The 21168-nt window shown below is 69.9% G+C and carries 17 protein-coding genes; 13 read left to right on the forward strand and 4 right to left on the reverse strand.

From position 1 onward, the window contains the following. Nucleotides 1-24 precede the first annotated feature (24 nt). Nucleotides 25-1452, reverse strand: coding sequence for a benzoyl-CoA 2,3-epoxidase subunit BoxB (gene boxB, locus D466_RS0107050; RefSeq protein WP_018913009.1), 1428 nt, complete (start codon nt 1450-1452; stop codon nt 25-27). Between the two features lie 22 nt (nt 1453-1474). Next, nucleotides 1475-3133 (reverse strand): 2,3-epoxybenzoyl-CoA dihydrolase, encoded by a 1659-nt coding sequence (gene boxC, locus D466_RS0107055; protein ID WP_018913010.1) that lies wholly within the window; start codon nt 3131-3133, stop codon nt 1475-1477. Nucleotides 3134-3462: 329 nt separating this feature from the next. Between boxC and D466_RS0107060 the strand changes: the two genes are divergently transcribed. The 4 genes from D466_RS0107060 to D466_RS0107075 all read left to right on the forward strand — a co-directional run bounded on the left by D466_RS0107060 (nt 3463) and on the right by D466_RS0107075 (nt 7510). Beyond that, nucleotides 3463-4986 carry a benzoate-CoA ligase family protein gene (locus D466_RS0107060; protein ID WP_051083700.1) on the forward strand — a complete coding sequence of 508 codons (1524 nt, stop codon included), beginning with the start codon at nt 3463-3465 and terminating at the stop codon, nt 4984-4986. Next, entirely contained in the window at nt 4983-5789 is an 807-nt protein-coding gene (locus D466_RS0107065; RefSeq protein WP_026284994.1) for an alpha/beta fold hydrolase, read from the forward strand. The genes D466_RS0107060 and D466_RS0107065 overlap by 4 nt, the downstream gene beginning before the upstream one ends. Nucleotides 5790-5941: 152 nt before the next feature. Beyond that, nucleotides 5942-6922: an aldo/keto reductase gene (locus D466_RS0107070; protein ID WP_018913013.1), complete on the forward strand. Its 981-nt coding sequence runs from the start codon at nt 5942-5944 to the stop codon at nt 6920-6922. 189 nt (nt 6923-7111) lie between these two features. Continuing rightward, a complete protein-coding gene (locus tag D466_RS0107075) occupies nt 7112-7510 on the forward strand; it encodes a hypothetical protein (RefSeq protein WP_156004097.1) in 399 nt (132 codons plus the stop codon). A 24-nt stretch (nt 7511-7534) separates the two neighbouring features. Here the strand turns inward: D466_RS0107075 and pcaC are convergent, their stop codons facing one another. Both pcaC and D466_RS0107085 read right to left on the reverse strand, forming a co-directional pair. Then, on the reverse strand, nt 7535-7915 hold the full coding sequence (gene pcaC / locus D466_RS0107080) for a 4-carboxymuconolactone decarboxylase (protein WP_018913015.1): 381 nt from the start codon (nt 7913-7915) through the stop codon (nt 7535-7537). A 29-nt stretch (nt 7916-7944) separates the two neighbouring features. Continuing rightward, entirely contained in the window at nt 7945-8835 is an 891-nt protein-coding gene (locus tag D466_RS0107085) for a pirin family protein (protein WP_018913016.1), read from the reverse strand. Nucleotides 8836-8928: 93 nt separating this feature from the next. Here D466_RS0107085 and D466_RS0107090 point away from each other — a divergent pair, with 93 nt between their 5' ends. The 9 genes from D466_RS0107090 to D466_RS0107130 all read left to right on the forward strand — a co-directional run bounded on the left by D466_RS0107090 (nt 8929) and on the right by D466_RS0107130 (nt 20992). Further along, the gene (locus D466_RS0107090; protein WP_018913017.1) at nt 8929-9840 is read left to right on the forward strand and encodes a LysR family transcriptional regulator; all 912 of its coding nucleotides are present in this window, start codon (nt 8929-8931) and stop codon (nt 9838-9840) included. A gap of 88 nt (nt 9841-9928) precedes the next feature. Then, nucleotides 9929-10747 (forward strand): putative hydro-lyase, encoded by an 819-nt coding sequence (locus D466_RS0107095; protein WP_018913018.1) that lies wholly within the window; start codon nt 9929-9931, stop codon nt 10745-10747. Between the two features lie 71 nt (nt 10748-10818). Further along, nucleotides 10819-12072: an ABC transporter substrate-binding protein gene (locus D466_RS0107100; protein WP_018913019.1), complete on the forward strand. Its 1254-nt coding sequence runs from the start codon at nt 10819-10821 to the stop codon at nt 12070-12072. A gap of 80 nt (nt 12073-12152) precedes the next feature. Further along, complete coding sequence (locus tag D466_RS0107105; protein WP_026284996.1) at nt 12153-13004, forward strand: branched-chain amino acid ABC transporter permease; 852 nt, start codon at nt 12153-12155, stop codon at nt 13002-13004. A gap of 1 nt (nt 13005) precedes the next feature. Next, nucleotides 13006-13998, forward strand: coding sequence for a branched-chain amino acid ABC transporter permease (locus tag D466_RS0107110; RefSeq protein WP_018913021.1), 993 nt, complete (start codon nt 13006-13008; stop codon nt 13996-13998). Beyond that, nucleotides 13979-14701: an ABC transporter ATP-binding protein gene (locus D466_RS0107115; protein ID WP_018913022.1), complete on the forward strand. Its 723-nt coding sequence runs from the start codon at nt 13979-13981 to the stop codon at nt 14699-14701. Before D466_RS0107110 ends, D466_RS0107115 begins: the two co-directional genes overlap by 20 nt. Before the next feature lie 16 nt (nt 14702-14717). Beyond that, complete coding sequence (locus tag D466_RS0107120) at nt 14718-15425, forward strand: ABC transporter ATP-binding protein (protein WP_018913023.1); 708 nt, start codon at nt 14718-14720, stop codon at nt 15423-15425. 158 nt (nt 15426-15583) lie between these two features. Continuing rightward, entirely contained in the window at nt 15584-19204 is a 3621-nt protein-coding gene (locus D466_RS0107125; protein ID WP_018913024.1) for a hydantoinase B/oxoprolinase family protein, read from the forward strand. Nucleotides 19205-19414: 210 nt separating this feature from the next. Further along, complete coding sequence (locus D466_RS0107130) at nt 19415-20992, forward strand: methyl-accepting chemotaxis protein (protein ID WP_018913025.1); 1578 nt, start codon at nt 19415-19417, stop codon at nt 20990-20992. Nucleotides 20993-21168 lie beyond the last annotated feature (176 nt).

Raw genomic sequence — 21168 nt, forward strand, 5'->3', positions numbered from 1 at the left:
GGCCCAGCCCGGCCTTGAAGGCCGTCAATTGAAACGGACGTATTCGAAGTCCATGGGTTGGCGGTTGATGCCCACCATCGGCGGCGCGATCCAGTTCGCGTACTTGCCGGGCTCGACCACGCGCCCCATCAGCGAGGTGACGAAGGCGCGGTCGGAGGGCGTGGGCAGCCACTCGCCGACCTTCGCGCTCCACTCCTGCTCGCTCACCACGCGTCCGTCGGGGGAAACCTTGACCCCCGCCAGGCTGCCGATGTTGCGGTGGAAGGCCTTGTGCGGGGTGGACAGGCGAAAGCCGATGCCGGCCTTCTCGATCACCTTGTTCCAGCGCGACACGCCGCCGACGCTGTCGCGGATGTAGTCGTCGCGCAGCACCTCGTTGAGGGCGTTGAGCATGGGCACCTCCTGCTCCGCCAGCGCGTCGCCGCGCACCTGCAGGATGCGATAGCTGTCGCCGTGCAGGCGGTGATCGTCCCAGCGCTTGCCTTCCTCGTAGCGCCCCTTGAGCCCGCTGGAGTAGAACATGGCGGCGTTGCTCGACTGATCGGCTCCGAACAGGTCGATGGTCACGCTGAAGTGAAAGTTCAGGTAGCGCTGCAGCGTGGGCAGGTCGATCACCCCGGCGGCGCGCAGCTTCGCGGGGTCCTCGGTGCCCAGTTCGTTCATCACCTGGCAGGTGCGCTGGATCACCCGCGATACCCCGGATTCGCCCACGAACATGTGGTGCGCCTCCTCGGTGAGCATGAAGCGCGTGGTGCGCGCCAGCGGGTCGAAGGCCGACTCGGCCAGCGCGCACAGCTGGAACTTGCCGTCGCGGTCGGTGAAGTAGGTGAACATGAAGAACGACAGCCAGTCGGGCGTGGGCTCGTTGAAGGCCTGCAGGATGCGCGGGTTGTCCTGCTGGCCGCTGCGGCGCTCGAGCAGGGCCTCGCCTTCCTCGCGGCCGTCGCGGCCGAAGTACTTGTGCAGCAGGTACACCATGGCCCACAGGTGGCGGCCCTCCTCGACGTTGACCTGGAACAGGTTGCGCAGGTCGTACAGGCTGGGGGCGGTCAGGCCCAGGTGGCGCTGCTGCTCCACCGAGGCCGGCTCGGTGTCGCCCTGGGTGACGATGATGCGCCGCAGGTTCGCGCGGTGCTCGCCGGGCACGTCCTGCCAGGCGTTCTCGCCCATGTGGTCGCCGAAGTGGATCTTGCGCTCCTTCTCGGCCGGGTTCAGGAAAATGCCCCAGCGGTATTCGGGCATCTTGACGTAGCCGAACTGGGCCCAGCCCTGCGGGTCCACGCTGGTGGCGGTGCGCAGGTAGACGTCGAAATCGCGCGAGCCGTCCGGGCCCATGTCGTTCCACCAGTTCAGGTAGTTCGGCTGCCACTGCTCGAGCGCGCGCTGCAGCGTGCGGTCCTCGGCGAGGTTGACGTTGTTGGGGATCGCGCTGCTGTAGTCGATGGTGGACATCATGCTCTCCGTGAAGTCTGGTTCAAACCCGGTTCCAGTCGAAGGCGGCTTTCTCGCCCTTGCCGTAGACCTTCAGCGCGCCCTTGTCGCCGACGGCGTTGGGGCGCTGGAAAATCCAGTTCTGCCAAGCCGTCAGGCGCCCGAACACGCGGGTGAGCATGGTCTCCGGGCCGTTGAAGCGCAGGTTGGCTTCCATGCCGGTGAGGGCGTCGGGGGACATGGCCACGCGCTCCTCGATGGCGATGCGGATCTCCTCGTCCCAGTCGATGTCGTCGGGCTTGCTGGTGACCAGGCCCAGCGCGAAGGCGGAGTCGGCGTCCAGCGCGCGCCCGGCGGCGTCGTGCATCGCCTGCATGGGCTGCTCCTCGGCGTAGAAGCGGCGCTCCAGACGGCTCTGGCCGGTGGCCATCGGGTACAGGCCGAAGTTGGCCTCGCCCAGCGTGATGGCGGGAGCGCGCTCGGGTGCGTCGGGCAGCGCGAGGTGGTAGATGCGGTCGCAGGCCAGCGCCGGCTCGAGCAGGGTGCCGGCGAAGCACGAGCCCTCGTCGGCCAGCGCGAACAGGCTGCGCGAGGACACGTCCAGGCGGCTGAAGGCACGGCGCAGCATGCCGATGGTCTCGCGCACCAGCCAGTGATCGCGATGGGCCATGAGCAGGGCGTCGAGCTCGGCCACCCTGGCGGCGCTGCCGCGGGTGCGCATCAGCCAGGTGCCGATGTCGAGTTCGTTGGTGCGCATGGACAGGATGGCGTCGTCGAGCTCGCGCGCGAGGCGCAGCGCATACCACTCGGCCCCGAGCGCCTCGATGTCGCCCGTGTCCGCCGGCTGCTCCCCCTCGGGGGCCTGCAGGGTGAAGGTGGCGGTGCGCCGCGTGCGGTCGATGTCCACGCGCACCGTGGAATAGACCAGCGCGTCGGTTTCGATGCCGCGGCGCAGCGGTGTCAGCGCCACGCCGCGCACACCCTCGGGCCGGTCGCTGAGGCCGGCCAGTCGCAGCGCATGTTCGCGCACGGCCTGCGCGAACACGGCGGGCTTGGCGATGTGGTCGACCAGGCGCCATTCCTGCGCCTTGCGTCCGCGCACGCCCTCGGCGGTGGTGCAGAAGATGTCGGCGAGGTCGTGGCGCACATGGCGCTTGTCGGTGATGCGCGTGAGTCCGCCCGTGCCGGGCAGCACGCCCAGCAGCGGAACCTCGGGCAGGCTGACCGCGCTGGAGCGGTCGTCGACCAGCAGGATTTCGTCGCAGGCCAGCGCCAGCTCGTAGCCGCCGCCGGCGCAGGCGCCGTTGACGGCGGCGAGGAACTTGAGCCCGCCGTCGCGCGAGGTGTCCTCCATGCCGTTGCGGGTCTCGTTGGTGAACTTGCAGAAGTTGACCTTCCAGGCGTGGCTGGACAGGCCCAGCATGAAGATGTTGGCACCGGAGCAGAACACCCGGTCCTTGAGGCTGGTGAGCACCACGGTGCGCACTTCGGGGTGCTCGAAGCGGATGCGGTTGAGAGCGTCGGCCAGCTCGATGTCCACCCCGAGGTCGTAGCTGTTGAGCTTGAGCTTGTAGCCCGGGCGCAGGCCCGCGTCCTCGTTGAAATCGGCGGCCAGGGTGGCGATGGGGCCCTCGAAGGAGAGCTTCCAGTGACGGTAGCGCGAGGGTTCGGTCTGGTAGTCGACGCGGGGTGATTCGTTCACGGGGTGCTCCTGGGGGTGAAGCAAAATGCAGAATCCTGGATCGGATGAAAACGCAGCATAATGCATGTTCTGGAGACCTGCAAGGCTCGCTTCGGAGTTTCTCTGTGCGACCGCTTTAGGTAAATGCACTATAGTGCTTGACATCGCGAATTTCAAAATCTACAGTGACTTCGCGCAGGATGTTGCACATCGAGCGTGCGGGGCCCCCGGGGCGCCGACCCAGACCACAGGAGACGAACACCGTGCAAGACGCCCCGCCCGATTCGACCGAGGCTCCCTGGGAGCGCGCGCCCGGCGCGACGCCGCGCTTCAATTTCGCGCAGTACCTGATGGACTGCAATGCGCGGCGCGGCGCCAGGACGGCCTACGTCGACGACCATGGGCGCCTGAGCTACGGCGAGCTGGAGCTGCGCGTGCGCCGCGCGGCGGCGGCCCTGCGCGCGGCCGGGCTGCGCCGCGAGGAGCGCGTGCTGCTGGTCATGCAGGACGTCAACCATTGGCCGGTGGCCTTCCTGGGCGCCTTGTACGCGGGCATCGTCCCGGTGGCGGTGAACACGCTGCTCACCGCCGACGAGTACGCCTACATGCTGGAGAACTCGCGTGCGCAGGCCCTGCTGGTGTCCGGCGCGGTGCTGCCGGCGCTGAGCGCGGCCCTGGTGCGTGCCGACCACGAGGTGCGCCAGGTCGTGGTGTCCCACCCGGTGGCGCCGCTGCACGCCGGCGAGTTCGAGTTCGATGCCTTCGTCGACGCGCAGGAGCCGCTGGCCCGCGCCGCGCCCACCGGGCCCGACGATCCGGGCTTCTGGCTGTATTCCTCCGGTTCCACCGGGCGTCCCAAGGCGGCGGTGCATTCGCACGCGAATCCCTACTGGACCCTGCAGCTCTACGGGCGACCCGTGCTCGGCCTGCGCGAGGACGACGTGTGCTTTTCCGCCGCCAAGCTGTTTTTCGCCTACGGCCTGGGCAATGCGCTGACCTTCGCGCTGGGGGTGGGAGCCAGCGTGGTGCTCATGGCCGAGCGCCCGACGCCGCAGGCCACCTTCCGCAGGCTGCGCGGCGAGGTGGGCGGGCTGCGGCCCACGGTGTTCTTCGGCGCGCCGACCGGCTATTCGGGCATGCTCGCCCACCCCGAGCTTCCCGCGCGCTCCGACGTGGCGCTGCGCCTGGCCTCGTCGGCCGGCGAGGCGCTGCCGGCCGAGATCGGGCAGCGTTTCAAGGCGCATTTCGGTGCCGACATCGTCGACGGCATCGGTTCCACCGAGATGCTGCACATCTTCCTGTCCAACCAGCCCGAGCGCGTGCGCTACGGCACCACCGGCTGGCCGGTGCCCGGCTACGACATCGAATTGCGCGGCGACGACGGCGGGCCGGTGCCCGACGGCGAGCCCGGCGAGCTGTACATCCACGGCCCGTCCAGCGCGCTGATGTACTGGGGCAACCGCGCCAAATCGCGCGATACCTTCCAGGGCGGCTGGACCAAGAGCGGCGACAAGTACGTGCGCAACTCCGACGGCAGCTACACCTACTCGGGCCGCAGCGACGACATGATCAAGGTCAGCGGCATCTACGTGTCGCCCTTCGAGGTGGAGGCCACGCTGGTGCAGCATCCGGCGGTGCTCGAGGCCGCGGTGATCGGCGTGACCGACGCCGAGGGGCTGGGCAAGACCAAGGCCTTCGTGGTGTGCAAGGACGGCAGCCAGGTCGGCGCCGAGGAACTCAAGGCCTTCGTGAAGGAACGGCTGGCGCCCTACAAGTACCCGCGCCTGATCGAATTCGTCGAGGAGCTGCCGAAGACCGCCACGGGCAAGATCCAGCGCTTTCGCCTGCGCCAGCGCGAAGCGGGGGGCGCATGACGGCAAGTGCGCTGCTTCGCGTGCGGGCGATGGACCGCGAGCTGGACATCGAGTACCGCTGGGTGGGCGAGGTCGGCGCCGACGCGCCGCTGCTGGTGTTCCTGCACGAGGGCCTGGGCTCCGTGTCCATGTGGCGCGAATTCCCGCGCGAGCTGTGCGAGGCCGCCGGCTGCCGCGGGCTGGTGTACTCCCGGCCCGGCTACGGGCGTTCCACACCGCGCCGGCCGGAGGAACTGTGGGACCCGGATTTCATGCACCGTCAGGCGCTGGAGCTGCTGCCCGCGTTGCTGGAGGGGCTGGGCGTGGACGTCGAGCGCCGGCCGCCCTGGCTGTTCGGGCATAGCGACGGCGGCTCCATCGCGCTGCTGCATGCCGCCCATGCGGGCCACCGCGTGGCCGGCGCCATCGTGCTGGCGCCGCATATCCTGGTGGAGGACCTGAGCGTGGCCAGCATCGAGAAGGCGCGCCAGTCCTACCTGGAGACGGACCTGCGCCAGCGCCTGGCGAGGCACCACGCCGACCCCGACTCGGCCTTCTGGGGCTGGAACCGCATCTGGCTGGATGCGCGCTTCCGCAGCTGGTCCATCGAGCGCGAGATCCAGACCATCGCCTGTCCGCTGCTGGCCGTGCAGGGGCTGGACGACGCGTACGGCACGCTGGAGCAGATTCGCGGCATCGCGCGCCGCGTACCGCACGCACGCCTGCTGGAGCTTCCGGATTGCGGACACTCGCCGCACCGCGACCAGCCGCAGGCCCTGATCGAGGCCTGCGTCGAGTTCCTGGCCCGCAACCAGCGCTCCTGAGCGCGTCGCGCGCAGGGCCCGCCGCGGCGCGCACTGGACCCTGCAAGCTTCGCGCGGGCTCGCTATGCTGGAAGGCTGATCGCATCGCGTCGTCCCCGGCAGCTCCGAGCTTCGCGGGCGGCTTTCACCTCCCGTCACGCACGGAGCCTGCCATGGAATTCACACGTCTGGGCCGCACCGGCCTGAGCGTCTCGCGCATCTGCCTGGGCTGCATGACCTACGGCGATCCCGGCCGCGGCAACCACGCCTGGACCCTGGACGAGCAGGCCAGCCGGCCGTTGATCCGCCAGGCCCTCGAGCTGGGCATCAATTTCTTCGACACGGCCAACGCCTACTCGGACGGGCATTCCGAGGAAATCCTCGGGCGCGTGCTGCGCGAGCATGCGCGCCGCGAGGAGATCGTGGTCGCCACCAAGGTCTACTACGCCTCGCGCCGCGCGCCCAACGTCGGCGGGCTGTCGCGCAAGGCCATCCTGTCCGAGATCGATGCCAGCCTGGGACGCCTGGGCATGGATTACGTGGACCTGTACCAGATCCACCGCTGGGACCCCCACACCCCCATCGAGGAGACGATGGAAGCGCTGCACGACGTGGTCAAGGCCGGCAAGGCCCGCTACATCGGCGCCTCGTCCATGTACGCGTGGCAGTTCGCGAAGGCGCAGGAAGTGGCGCGCGCCAACGGCTGGACACCCTTCGTGAGCATGCAGCCCGAGCTCAGTCTGCTGTATCGCGAGGAGGAGCGCGAGATGCTGCCGCTGTGCCGCGACCAGGGCGTGGGCGTGATCCCGTGGAGCCCGCTGGCGCGCGGGCGCCTGGCCCGCCCCTGGGGCCAGAGCACCGAGCGCCTGCGCACCGACGAATACGGCCGCAGCCTGTTCGGCGCCACCGAGCAGGCCGATGCGCGCGTGGCCGCGGCGCTGCACGAAGTCGCCACGAAGCGCGGCGTGCCGCACGCGCAGGCCGCGCTGGCCTGGGTGCTGCAAAGCCCCGGCGTGACCGCGCCGATCATCGGCGCCTCCAGGCCGCAGCACCTGCAGGACGCGGTGGCCGCGGTGGATCTGCGCCTGAGCCTCGAGGAAGTGGCGGCGCTGCAGGCGCCCTACGTGCCCCACGCGGTGGTGGGCTACGAGTAACGGGGGGCCCCTCCCGGGGGCCTGCCCCTCGCATCCTTCCGAATCCGCATGGACTGTGGGGAGGATCGCGTGCGCGTTCACGCTCGGCTTCGAAACGCACAAGCAAGGCTATGTTTCCCTTCGCGGCCCACGGGATCCCGGCTCCGCGGAAAATGGCGGGCCGTTCGCGTTGTCTAGCGATGTCCATGCTTGCGCATTCAGGACCTGGGGAATTCGATGACTCCGGATGATCGAGAGTTCATCTGGACGCAGCTGGCCGATTTCTTCACGACGGCGGACGTCGCGGCGTACGCGGACTTCCCGCGCCTTGCGGAATTTCCCTTGAGGGATCTCAGGGAGATCTTTTTCGGGGAGGTCGCCATCGTTTGCGGGCATAACCTGCTGGGGACGACCCCCAGCCTTTCCGAGGGCTTCGATCCGGACTGGGTCAAGCGTGAAGCGCGAAGGGTCATCGCACGACGCGCGCGTGGAGTCCGCGGCCGTGCCGCCTACCTCGCGAGTCGGCTTGTCTACCGCTGCCTTTGTGGCGGAGTCTGGCGAGAGGTGGAGGCCGCCCTGGCGCGCTTGCCGCGGCGTTCGGCCCCCTGATTCACTGCGGGGCCGAGGGGCCGCCTACACGCCCATTTCGGCGAACACCTCGCGCGCCACGCGGACGCTGTCCAGCGCTGCGGGCGCGCCGCAGTACACGGCGGCCTGCAGGAACACTTCCTTGATCTCGTCCTTGCTCAGGCCGTTGTTCAGCGCGCCGCGCAGGTGAACGCGCAATTCGTGGGGGCGGTTCAGCGCGGTCAGCATCGCCAGGTTGAGCAGGCTGCGATCGCGCCGGGCCAGCCCGGGGCGCGACCAGATCTCGCCCCAGGCGTATTCGGTGACCAGTTGCTGCATCTCGCGGCTGAAGTCGTCGGCCCCTCGCATCGAGGCCTCCACGTGGGCACTGCCGAGCACCTCCGTGCGCACGGCCATGCCGCGCTCGAAGCGCTGCGTATCGTTCATCGAAATCTCCGGTTCGGAAAACGGGAATGCTAGCCGGGGGGCAGCGGCGCCTCCAGGCGCCGTCCGTCGTAGCCGTGCACCTGGCCGAAGTAGTCGGCGCCGGCGTTCCAGTCCTCGCTGGCGCGGCGCAGTTCCTGCGGCGTGCGGGCGACGAAGTTCCACCACATGCGCATGTCCTCGCCGAAGGGCGCGCCGCCGATCAGCAGGCAGCGCGCGGCCGCGCCGGCGGCCACGCGCAGTTCGCGCCGCCCGGCGCCCAGCACCAGCAGGCTGCCGATGCCCAGCGCCTGGCCGTCGAAGCAGGCCTCGTGCTCGAGCATCATCAGCGCGTATTCGAAATCGGGCCGCAGCGGCAGCACCGCTTCCACCGGCCCTTCGCACAGCAGCTCCACGCCCAGCAGGGGGCTGTGCACCGCCGCCGGCGAGCGCTCGCCCAGGAATTCGCCGATCATCACGCTGGCCTGCAGCCCCTGGTGGCGCAGCACCGGCAGTTCCTGTACGTGCTGGAAGGCGGGCTCGCAGGCGCGCTGCGCCTCGGGCAACGCGATCCACAGCTGCGCGCCGTGCAGCAGCGGGGAGCGCTGCGCGGGCGACTCCTCCGAGTGCGAAATCCCGCGCCCGGCGGTCATCAGGTTGAGCTGGCCGGGCCGGATGGCCTGCAGCGAGCCCAGGCTGTCGCGGTGCAGCACCTCGCCTTCCACCAGCCAGCTGACGGTCTGCAGCCCGATGTGCGGGTGCGGGCCCACGCGCATGCCCTGACCCTGCGACACCTCGGCCGGGCCGAAATGGTCCAGGAAGCACCAGGCGCCGACCATGCGCCGGTGGCGGCTGGGCAGCGCGCGCGCGATGCGCATGCCTTCGCCCAGCACGGCCTCGTGGGCGGGGATGATCTGCGGCGGGGAGTCGTCGGGCGGGTTCATCGGGCCATTGTCGCTCGATTCGGCGCGCCCGCAGTGGCTACCATCGCAGACTTCCGCCCCACTCCCGCAGCGCCGTCCCGGGCCGCGCCCACCATGGTCGAGCTACGCAACATCGAAACCTTCTACTGGGTGGCGACCCTGGGGGGCTTCCGTGCCGCCGCGGAGAAGCTGCACGCGACGCAGCCGGCGATCTCGCAGCGCATCCACGCGCTGGAGGAAGCGCTCAACGTGCGCCTGTTCGACCGCGACGCGCGCGGCGTGGCGCTCACGCCCAAGGGCCAGGAACTGCTGCCCTACGCCGAGCGCATGCTGCGCACCCGCCTGGAGCTGCAGCAGGCGGCGCGCAGCGAGAGCGTGATCCGCGGCACCTTGCGCCTTGGGGTGTCGGAGACCATCGTGCACACCTGGCTGCCACGCCTGATGGAGCAACTGCACGAGGTCTACCCGGCGCTGCTGATGGACGTGCAGGTCGACACCTCGACCCTGCTCAAGGAGCAGATCAACAACCACCAGCTGGACCTGGCCTTCCTGCTCGGCCCGATGACCGAGCCCCATGTGTACAACCTCGAGCTGTGCGAGTACCCCTTGCGCTGGCTGGCCAGCCCGAAGCTGCCGGTGGGGCGCTCGCCGGTGCCGCTGCGCCGCCTCGGGGACTGGCCGGTGATCACCTATCCCGCGTCCACCGACCCGCACCGGGAAGTGCGCAAGATGCTGCACGCCACCGGCGTGGAGCCGCTGCGCATGTACGGCAGCGCGGCGCTGAGCGTGATCGTGCGCATGGCGCAGGACGCCATCGGCACCGCGGTGATCGCGCCCATCTCGGCGCACCGTGCGCTGGCCGACGGCAGCCTGGTGATGCTCGAGGTCGCCGGGCCGCCGCTGCCCTCGCTGCGCTACACCGCCTGCTGGCGCCACGGCGCCACCGACCTGGTGCCGCGCGCGGTGGCGCAGGCGGCCTTGCGGGTCGCGCGAGAAGACGCGCTTTTGCATCAGGGCAAATACTGATTAGCCAAACTTATCACCTGTCATCCAAACACGTGATTGGACAGCTCCCGCACCGGGCGCTGAAATGCCCCCTCAACAAGGAGAGGGTATGGCGAACATCCGCAATCCGGCACCGGGCGCCTCGCCCGGCCTGTCCACCCCGTATCGGGTCCGCCTTGCGGCGCGCTCGGGCGCGCTGAGTTCGCCCACCGCCGACCTGGCGCCCGGGCACGTGCAGGGCAACCTGGTGGTGCTGCCGCGCGTGCTGGCCGAGGACTTCCTGCTGTACTGCCAGCGCAATCCCAAGCCCTGTCCGCTGCTGGCGGTGGGCGAGGCCGGCGATCCCTCGCTGCCGGCCATGGGCGAGGACATCGATCTGCGCACCGACCTGCCGCGCTACCGCGTGTACCGCGACGGCCGCCTGGCCGACGAGGTGGCCGACGTGCGTTCCTATTGGCGCGACGATCTGGTGAGTTTCCTGATCGGCTGCTCCTTTTCCTTCGAGCAGGCGATGATCGAGGCCGGGCTGCCGGTGCGCCACGTCGAGCAGGGCTGCAACGTGCCCATGTACCGCACCAACATCGCCACCGAGGCGGCAGGGCCCTTCCGCGGGCCGATGGTGGTGTCCATGCGTCCGCTCAAGGCGGCGCAGGCCATACGCGCCATTCAGGTGACCTCGCGCTTCCCGGCGGTGCACGGAGCCCCGGTGCACCTGGGCGATGCGCGCCAGATCGGCATCCGCGACCTGGCGAGCCCGGACTACGGAGACCCCGTGCCCATCGGGCCCGATGAGATCCCGGTGTTCTGGGCCTGCGGCGTGACCCCGCAGGCGGCCGTGGCCGAGGCCAGGCCCGATTTGTGCATCACCCACGCGCCGGGCTACATGCTGGTCACCGACCTGCGCAACAGCCAGCTCGCCAGTTTTTGATTCCCGGGGCCGCTTTCGGCGGCCGCGGGCTTTGTTGAAGCTTGGACTTACAGACCACACAGGGAGGAATGATGAAGCGCCGCGAATTGCTCAGTGTCATTGCCGCAGGCCTGACCACGGCCTCGATCGTTCCCGCGCGAGCCGCGGGCAAGCCGGTGCGCATCGGCGCGATCTATCCCCTGACCGGCGCGCTGGCGTCGACCGGCCAGGACATCAAGAGCGCCATCGAACTGGCGGTGGACATCGTCAACAAGCCCCACCCGGATCTCAAGACCATTCCGCTGGCGGCCGGCTCCGGGCTGCCGCGCCTGGGCGGCGGCCAGTTGGAGGTGGTGTTCTCCGACTCCCAGGGCAACCCAGCGACGGGCCTGGCCGACGCGCAGCGCCTGATCGACGAGCAGGGGGTGGTGGCGCTCACGGGGGCCTACCAGTCCAACGTCACCGAGACCTGCAGCCGCGTGGCCGAGCAGCGCGGCATTCCCTACCTGAACGGGGAGTCCAGCAGCCCCTCGCTGACCGAGCGCGGCTACAAGTGGTTTTTCCGCACCACGCCGAACGACGAGACCTTCATCCAGAACATGATGGACTTCCTCGGCACCATCCAGCAGGTGCCGACGCAGCGCATCGCGGTGGTCTACGAGAACACCGACTTCGGCGTGAACACCTACAAGGCGGTGCAGAAGTTCGCGCCCCAGTTCAAGCGCCAGGTGGTGGCCGGCATCGCCTACACCGCGGGCTCCCCGTCGCTGAGCGCGGAGGTGAGCAAGCTGGCCGCGGCCAAGCCGGACGTGGCGATCTTCGCCTCCTACACCTCGGACGCGCTGCTGTTCGTGCGCACCATGCGCGAGATGAAGTACGCGCCGCCGGTGCTGCTGGCCAACGACGCCGGCTTCATCGACTCGGCCTTCGTCAAGCAGGCCGGTCCCCAGGCGCAGGGCATCCTGACCCGCGACGTGTGGGCCACCGACATCGCGCAGACCAATCCGGTGCTCAACCGCATCAACGCGCTCTACCACGCCCGCACCGGCAAGGACCTGAACGGCAACAACGCGCGCTCGATGGCCGGCGTGCTGGTGCTGGCCGACGCGATCAACCGCGCCGGCTCCACCGATCCGGAGGCCATCCGCAAGGCGCTGATCGCCACCGATCTGGGCTACGAGCAGGTGGCCATGCCCTGGCCCGGCGTGAAGTTCGACGCGAAGGGCCAGAACCAGCGCGGCGCCGGCCTGATCCTGCAGATGGAAGGCCCGGGCTACAAGACCGTGTGGCCGACGCAGTTCAAGCACGACAAGGCGCTGCCGAAGCTGCCGTTCGCCTGGAGCTGAGGCGCGCGCAGCACCCGGGCGGCAAGCGCGGCGCGCCCGCGCGCGCCGCCCGGATCATCGAAGGGGGAGGGAGGAGAACTATGCTCGAGGCACTCTATTCAGGGTTGCTCGACGGACTGTTGTACGCGGCCGTGGCGCTGGGCCTGGCGCTGATCTGGGGCATCACCGACGTGATCAATTTCGCGCACGGCGAGTTCCTGATGCTGGGCATGTACGCGGCCTACTGGCTGTTTACGCTGGCGCACCTGGATCCGCTGCTGTCGGCGCCGCTGGTGGCGGTGGTCCTGGGCTTTTTCGGCTTCGGGGTGTACGCGCTGATCATCCGGCGCCTGCGCAAGGGGCCGCCGACGGCGGTGATCCTGGCGACCTTCGGGCTCGGCCTGGTGATGCGCCAGGCGGCCGCCATCGCCTTCACGCCCAATTACCGCAACCTGTCGCACACCTTCCTGTCGGGCAGCGTGACCATCACCGGGGTGCACCTGGGACGTCCGCAGTTCGTCACCGCGCTGATCGCGCTGGCGCTGGTGGCCGTGGTGTTCTGGCTGGTCTACCGCACGCGCTGGGGCCAGGCGCTGCAGGCGGTCGCCGAGGACCGCGAGGTCGCGGCCTTCGTCGGCATCTCGCCGCAGCGCGTGGACGCGCAGGTGTGGATGCTCAGCAGTGCCGTGGTGGGCCTGGTGGGGGCACTGCTGACCAGCTTTTTCTACATCTTCCCCTCGGTGGGCGCGGTGTTCGGGCTGCTGGCCTTCGTGGCCGTGTGCATGGGCGGCTTCGGCTCCCTGCTGGGCGCGGCGCTGGCCGGCCTGCTGATCGGGCTGATCGAATCCTTCACCGGCTACCTGATCGAGCCGGCGCTGAAGACCCTGGGCATTTTCGTGTTGTTCGTGGCCGTGCTGTGGTGGCGTCCGCGCGGCCTGTTCGGACGGTGGTGACATGCATCCTGATCTTTCTCTGGAACCCGCTGCGGGACGCTGGCGTCAGCGCCTGCCGCTGCTGCTGGCGGCCGGGCTGGCGCTGCTGCTGGCGCTGGCCCCGCTGTTCACCCATGACGCCTTCATCCTGCAGGTGCTGTTCAAGACCCTGCTGTTCGGCGCGCTGGGGGCTTCGTGGAGCCTGGTGGGCGGCTTCCTCGGGCGCATTTCCTTCGGGCACGGCTTTTTCCTGGGAGTCGGCGCCTACACCACGGTGCTGCTGATGCTGGACCTGCACCTGTCGCCGCTGCTGGGCATCCCGCTGGGCGGCTTGGCCGCCGCCGCGGTGGCCTGGCTGATCGCCGCGCCCACGCTGCGCCTGTCGGGGCATTACTTCGCCATGATCACCATCGGGCTGTTGCAGATCGGACTGCTGGGGGTCACCAACCTGTCGTGGGCGGGCGGGGCCAGCGGGCTTTCGGTGCCCATCGGCAACCACCCGTGGATGCTGCTGTTCCGCAACCGCATGCCCTATTACCTGCTGGCGGTGGTGCTCGCGCTGCTGAGCTTCGCGGTGGTGTACGGGAGTTCGCGTTCGCGCCTGGGCTACTACTGGCGCGCCATCAGCGGCGACGAGGCGGCCGCGCGCAGCCTGGGGGTGCCGGCGCAGCGCTGCAAGCTGCTGGGTTTCGCCCTGTCGGCGGCGCTGACGGGGGTGTGGGGCGGGTTCTTCGCCATCTACGTGGGGTTCATCGACCCCGATTCCATGTTCAGCCTGTCCACCTCGGTGGAGATCGTGCTGGTGGCCATCCTGGGCGGGGCCGGTTCGCTGTACGGCCCCTGGCTGGGCGCGGCGCTGCTGATTCCGCTGGGCGAGGTGTCGCGCGCCGCCTGGGGGGGCTCCAGCGGCGGCGCCGACGTGCTGGTGTACGGCCTGGTGATCGTGGCCGTCACGATGTTCCTTCCCGGCGGCTTGACCACCCTGAGGAGGCGCCATGGCGTTGCTCGAGGTTGAGTCGCTGTGCAAGCGCTTCGGCGGCCTGACCGCCAATCGTGACGTCAGCTTCGCGGTGGAAGCGGGCGAACGGCTGGCCATCATCGGCCCCAACGGCGCCGGCAAGAGCACGCTGTTCAACAGCCTGGCCTGCAGCTACGCGCCCACCTCCGGCGCCATCCGCTTCGACGGGCATTCCATCGTCGGCCTGAGTCCGGAGCAGGTGGCCGGGCTGGGGCTGGCGCGCACCTTCCAGATCCCGCGCAGTTTCGGGGACATGACGGTGCTGGAGAACACCATGGTCGGCGCGCTGCTGCGCCACCGGCGCATCGCCGACGCGCGGCGCCATGCCGAGCAGGTGTTGCGCAGCGTGGGCCTGGCCGGGCGCGCGCAGGAGCGGGCGGCGGCGCTGAACGTGGCCGGGCAGAAGCGCGTCGAGCTGGCGCGGGCGCTGGCCACCGGGCCGCGGCTGCTGCTGCTCGACGAGGTGGCCGGTGGGCTCAACCCGGGCGAGGCGATCGCGCTCGCGGAGATCCTGCGCGAGATCCATGCCCAGGGCGTGACCCTGCTGATCGTCGAACATGTGCTGGAGGTGGTGATGCGCCTGGCGCAGCGCGTGCTGGTGCTGAACTTCGGGCAGTTGATCGCGCAGGGTTCGCCGCAGGAGGTCGTGCGCGACCCCCTGGTGATCGAGGCCTACCTGGGGAGCAAGCATCGTGTCTGAGCATTCATCCGAAGCGATGCTGAGCATCGAGGACCTGGAAGTCGCCTACGGCGGCGTGCGCGCGGTGGGCGGCGTGTCGCTGGAAGTCGGGCGCGGCGAGGTGGTGGCCCTGCTGGGCGCCAACGGCGCGGGCAAGTCCAGCACCCTGCGCGCCGCGGTGGGCAGCGTGCGCGCGCGGGCCGGGCGCGTGCGCTTCGACGGCGAGGACATCACCGGCACGCCTCCCCACCGCCTGGTCTCGCGCGGACTGGCGATGATTCCGGAAGGAGCGCGCGTGTTCGCGCGCCAGAGCGTGGAAGCGAATCTGCGCCTGGGCGCCTTCACCGTGCACGACCAGGCCGAGGTGCAGCGGCGCCTGGAGCAGGTGTACGGAATGTTCGGGCGCCTGGCCGAGCGGCGCGCGCAACTGGCCGGCACGCTTTCGGGCGGCGAGCGCCAGATGCTGGCCATCGGCCGCGCGCTGCTCAGCGGGCCGCGCCTGCTGCTCATCGACGAGCCGAGCCTGGGGCTTTCGCCCAAGCTGGTCGAGGAGGTGTTCGAAGCCTTGGCCGGGCTGAACCGCGAGCAGGGGCTGTCTGTGCTGCTGGTGGAACAGAACACCGCCATGGCGCTGGACCTGGCGGCGCGCGGCTACGTGCTGCAAAGCGGGCAGATCGTGCTGCACGGCAGCGCCGAGGAGCTGCGCAACGACGACGAGGTGCGGCGCGCCTACCTGGGCTTGTAGCGGGCAGCGGGTAGAGGACGGCATGTAGAGGGCCGGGCGCGCCGGCCGGTCCATGGTTTCGACGAACGCGGCTGCCTTGCGGGGCCGCGAGGGGCGGGTTCGCCCGCGAGCGGCGCGACACGGGGCGTCGCGGCAACGAGCAAACGAGAGGAATCGACATGAAATGGCAGTTCTGGGTGGATCGCGGGGGCACCTTCACCGACATCGTCGCGCGCCGTCCCGACGGCTCGCTGGTGGCCAGCAAGCTGCTGTCGGAGAACCCCGAGCAGTACCGCGACGCGGCCGTGGCCGGCATCCGCCGCCTGCTCGGCCTGGCCGAGGGCCAGCCCATCACGCCGGAGCTGGTGGAATGCGTGCGCATGGGCACCACGGTGGCCACCAACGCGCTGCTGGAGCGCAAGGGTGAGCCGGTGCTGCTGGTGACCACGCGCGGTTTCGGCGACGCGCTGCGCATCGGCTACCAGAACCGTCCGCGCCTGTTCGAGCGCCATATCGTGCTGCCCGAACTGCTCTACCAGGAGGTGCTGGAGGTCGACGAGCGGGTGGACGCCGAGGGCGCCGTGGTGCGCGAGCTGGACGCCGGCGGGCTGCGCGAGCAACTGCAGGCGGCCTACGCGCGCGGCTTGCGCGCCGTGGCCATCGTGTTCATGCACGGCTACAAGCACACCGCGCACGAGGCGCTGGCGGCGCGGGTGGCGCGCGAGGTGGGTTTCACGCAGGTCAGCCCCTCGCACGAGAGCTCGCCCCTGATGAAATTCGTCTCCCGCGGCGACACGGCCGTGGTGGACGCCTATCTCTCGCCCATCCTGCAGCGCTACGTCGACCAGGTGGCCGCGCAGATGCCCGGCGTGCGCCTGTTGTTCATGCAGTCCAGCGGCGGGCTCACCCAGGCCAGCGCATTCCGCGGCAAGGACGCCATCCTGTCGGGCCCGGCCGGCGGGATCGTCGGCATGGCACGCACCGCCGAGCTGGCCGGCCACGCCCGGGTGATCGGATTCGACATGGGCGGAACCTCCACCGACGTTTCGCACTACGCCGGGGAATACGAGCGGGTGTTCGAGACCCAGGTGGCCGGCGTGCGCGTGCGCGCGCCCATGATGAGCATCCACACGGTGGCGGCCGGCGGCGGCTCGATCCTGCATTTCGACGGCAGCCGCATGCGCGTGGGGCCGGATTCGGCCGGCGCCAATCCGGGGCCGGCCTGCTACCGCCGCGGCGGCCCGCTGACCATCACCGACGCCAACCTCATGCTGGGCCTGATCCGCCCCGAGCATTTCCCGGCGGTGTTCGGGCCCGATGGCCGACAGCCCCTGGACGAGGAGGTGGTGCGCGAGCGCTTTTCGCAACTGGCCGCGCGCATCGAGGCGCAGACCGGGCGGGTGCAGACCCCCGTCGGCGTGGCCGAGGGCTACGTGGACATCGCGGTGCAGGCCATGGCCGGCGCCATCAAGAAAATCTCGGTGGCCCGCGGCTACGACGTCACCCGCTACACCATGCAGTGCTTCGGGGGCGCAGGCGCGCAGGTGGCCTGCCGCGTGGCCGATGCGCTGGGCATGAGCCGGGTCTACATCCACCCGCTGGCCGGCGTGCTGTCGGCCTACGGCATGGGCCTGGCCGACCAGAGCGCGATGCGCGAGCGCAGCGTGGAGCAGCAGCTCGACGCCGGCGGCCATGCGCGCATGCTGCAGGTGCTCGACGAGTTGCGCGGCGAGGCGTGCGAAGCCCTGGTGGCGCAGGGGCTGGAGGCCTCCGGCGTGCGCACCGTCGAGCGCGTGTTGCTGCGCTACCAGGGTACCGACACCGCGCTGGCCGTGGAGCCCGGCGAGCCGCCGCGCATGCGCGAGCGCTTCGAGCAGGCCTACCTGCAGCGCTTCGCCCACCTGCTGCAGGGGCGTGCGCTGATCGTCGAATCGGCCTCGGTCGAGGCCATCGCGGGCGGCAGCGAGATGCACGAGCGGCCGCAGGACACGCAGCGCCGCAGCGCCGCGCCGGTGGCGCAGTCGATGCGGCTGTTCCACCAGGGCGCCTGGCACCCGGCGGTGCTGGTGCTGCGTCGCGACTGCAAGCCCGGGCACCATGTCGAGGGGCCGGCGGTGATCGTGGACGCCAACACCACCATCACGGTGGCTCCCGAATGGCGCGCCGAGATCACGCCGCTGGACCACGTGGAGTTGGTGCGCACGGTGCCGCGCCGCGACGCGCGCGACTGCGACACCGAAGCCGACCCGGTGCTGCTCGAGGTGTTCAACAACCTGTTCATGAACATCGCCGAACAGATGGGGGCGCAGCTGCAGAACACGGCGGTGTCGGTGAACATCAAGGAGCGCCTGGACTTCTCCTGCGCGCTGTTCGATCAGCAGGGCAACCTGATCGCCAACGCGCCGCACGTGCCGGTGCATCTGGGCTCCATGGGCGAGAGCATCCGCACCGTGATCGAGCGCAACGCCGCGAGCGTGCGTGCGGGCGACGTGTACCTGCTCAACGACCCCTACCACGGCGGCACCCACCTTCCGGACGTGACCGTGGTGACGCCGGTGTTCGACTCCGCGGGACGCGAGATCCTGTTCTACGTCGGCTCGCGCGGGCACCACGCCGACATCGGCGGGCTCACGCCGGGCTCCATGCCCCCGGACTCGCGCACCATCGACGACGAAGGGGTGGTGTTCGACAACGTCAAGCTGGTCGAACAGGGCGTGCTGCAGGAGCAGCGCGTGCTGGAACTGCTGCGCTCGGGGCCGCTGCCGGCACGCAACCCGCAGGAGAACCTGGCCGACCTGAAGGCGCAGATCGCCGCCAATGCCAAGGGCGCCGCCGAGCTGCTGCGGCTGGTGGAGGCCTACGGGCTGCCGGTGGTGCGCGCCTACATGCGCCACGTGCAGGACAACGCGGAGCAGGCGGTGCGCCGGGTGATCGGCGCGCTGCGCGACGGCAGCTACACGCTGGACCTGGACAACGGCGGGCGCATCCAGGTGGCGGTGCGCGTCGATGCCCAGGCGCGTAGCGCGGTGATCGACTTCAGCGGCACCTCGGCGCAGCTGGACAACAACTTCAACGCGCCGCGCGCGGTGACCACGGCGGCCGTGCTGTACGTGTTCCGCTGTCTGGTGGACGACGACATTCCGCTCAACGCCGGCTGCCTCAAGCCGCTGCAGGTGATCGTCCCGGAGGGCTCGATGCTGGCGCCGCGCCATCCGGCCGCCGTGGTGGCCGGCAACGTGGAAACCTCCCAGTGCGTGACCAACGCGTTGTTCGGCGCCCTGGGCGTGCAGGCGGCCAGCCAGTGCACGATGAACAACTTCACCTTCGGCGACGAGCGGCGCCAGTACTACGAGACCATCGCCGGCGGCTCCGGTGCCGGCGGGGTGTTCGACGCCGACGGCAAGCTGGTGGACGGTTTCGACGGAACCTCGGTGGTGCAGACCCACATGACCAACTCCCGGCTGACCGATCCGGAGGTGCTGGAGTTCCGCTTCCCGGTGCGCGTGGAGGGCTTCTCCCTGCGCAGCGGCTCCGGCGGGCAGGGGCGCTGGCAGGGCGGCGAGGGCGGGGCGCGGCGCATTCGCTTCCTCGCGCCGATGACCGCCAGCATCCTGTCCAACGGACGCCTGCGCCCGGCCTTCGGCCTGCGCGGCGGCGCGCCGGGCGCGCCCGGTGTGAACCGCGTGCTGCGCGCCGACGGCAGCGAGCTGTTGCTGGGCCCCACGGCCAGCGTGCAGATGCAGCCCGGCGACGTGTTCGAGATCCTCACGCCCGGAGGAGGGGGCTACGGGGCGGCCTGAGGCGATGCTGCCGGCCCGGCCTCGGGCCGGCAGCGCGGGGCCGGACGGCCGTGCCGCCGGGTCGATGGGTGTTGCATGGGCGCATCAGTCCCGCCCGGAGCGCAAGAAACATCCGGTAGTATCTGCCGGCCTTGCGGCCCCCTTCCCGTCCCCGCGGGAGTTTGTCGGGGATTAATATTTCGCCTTTTTTCCCTCGTTCAAGGGCTTGCCATGGCCACGCGCCGTCTGTTCGTGCTCGACATCCGCCGCAGCTTCGTGCTGCTGGCCGCGCTGTTCATCGCCTCGATGGCGGTGATCACCGTGCTCAACGTGAACCATGGCCGGGCGGCGCTGCTGGCCGAGCGCAGGATCATGCTGCGCAACGCCACCGAGACCGCTCTGGGCGCGGTGAAGTACTACGCCGGCCAGGTGCAGCAAGGCAAGATGACCGAAGCGCAGGCGCAGGCGGCGGCCATGGCCGCGGTGAAGGAGATGCGCTACGGCAAGACCGGCTATTTCAGCATCAACAACGACGACGTTCCCTATCCGAAGATGCTGATGCATCCCATGCTGCCGCAGATGGATGGGCACGTGATGGATTCGCCCAAGTTCGATACCTCGACCGGCTATCAGGTCGACGGCCAGGCCCCGGTCGCCACCGACGGAAAGCTCAACCTGTTCAGCGCCGTGGTGGACGTGGCGCGAGCCGGCACGGGCTACGTCGAATACCAGTTCCCCAAGCCCAAGGCGGGCGGCGGGGTCACCCAGTCGGACTATCCCAAGCTGGCCTACGTCGGCACCTACGCGCCCTGGCACTGGGCCCTCGTCACCGGCGACTACGTGGACGACATCGACGCGGCGGCCTGGCAGAACAGCCTGGGCGGCATCATCGTCTCGGGCGTCATGGTGTTGTTGCTGCTGGCGCTGGCGACCTGGATCGTGCGGCGCATCGGGCGTGACGTGGAACGCGGCATGGGAACCTTCCAGAAGCTGGAGGCCGGCGACCTGAGCGTGCGCTTCGACGCCGACGGCTCCGACGAGATCAGCGCCATCCTGCGTTCGGCGCAGTCCATGGTGGCGCGCTTCACCCAGACCATGGTCTCGGTGTCGCAGGCCTCGGAAGGCATCGAGAGCTCGGCGCGCCAGGTCTCGGCCACCGCGCAGGGGCTGTCGCAGGCCACCTCGGAGCAGGCGGCCACCGTGGAGCAGACCTCGGCCACGGTGGAGCAGGCCTCGGCGTCGATCCAGCAGAGCTCGGACAACGCCCGCCAGACCGATTCCATCGCCGAGGACGCGGCCCAGCAGGCGCGCGAGGGCGGCACCGCGGTGGCCGAGAGCGTGGAGGCGATGCGTTCGATCGCCGAGCGCATTTCCATCATCGACGACATCGCCTACCAGACCAACATGCTGGCGCTGAACGCGGCCATCGAGGCGGCGCGCGCCGGCGAGCACGGCAAGGGCTTCGCGGTGGTGGCCGCCGAGGTACGCAAGCTGGCCGAGAAGAGCCAGGCCGCGGCCAAGGAAATCGGCCAGCTGGCCTCGTCCACGGTGGAGAAGGCCGAGACGGCGGGCTCGCGCCTGGAGGCGCTGCTGCCGGCGATCGCGCGCACCTCGGACCTGGTGCGCGAGATCAGCGCGGCGGCCGAGGAGCAGGCATCCGGCATGAAGCAGATCAGCACCGCGGTGGCGCAGCTCAGCAGCGTGACCCAGCAGAACGCCGCGTCTTCCGAGCAGCTGGCGGCGACGTCCGAGAGCATGAACGACCAGGCCGTGCAATTGCGCGAGCTGATGCGCCGCTTCCGCATCTGAGCGCCCCCAGGACCGGGCTGCGCCCGGCCCGGCGCTTTCTTGAGAGGCGCATAGGGGGCGGGGTACGCGCGAGCGTGCCCCGTTTGCCCCAGATCAAGGGATCCGGAGATTGACGCCGAATCCCGCGCGGCGCGTCAATGCTTGCATGCACAATCCGGCATCGGACCTTCACGGGC

Source organism: Thiomonas sp. FB-6 (assembly GCF_000377645.1).
In the GTDB taxonomy this organism is placed as follows: Bacteria; Pseudomonadota; Gammaproteobacteria; order Burkholderiales; family Burkholderiaceae_C; genus Thiomonas_A.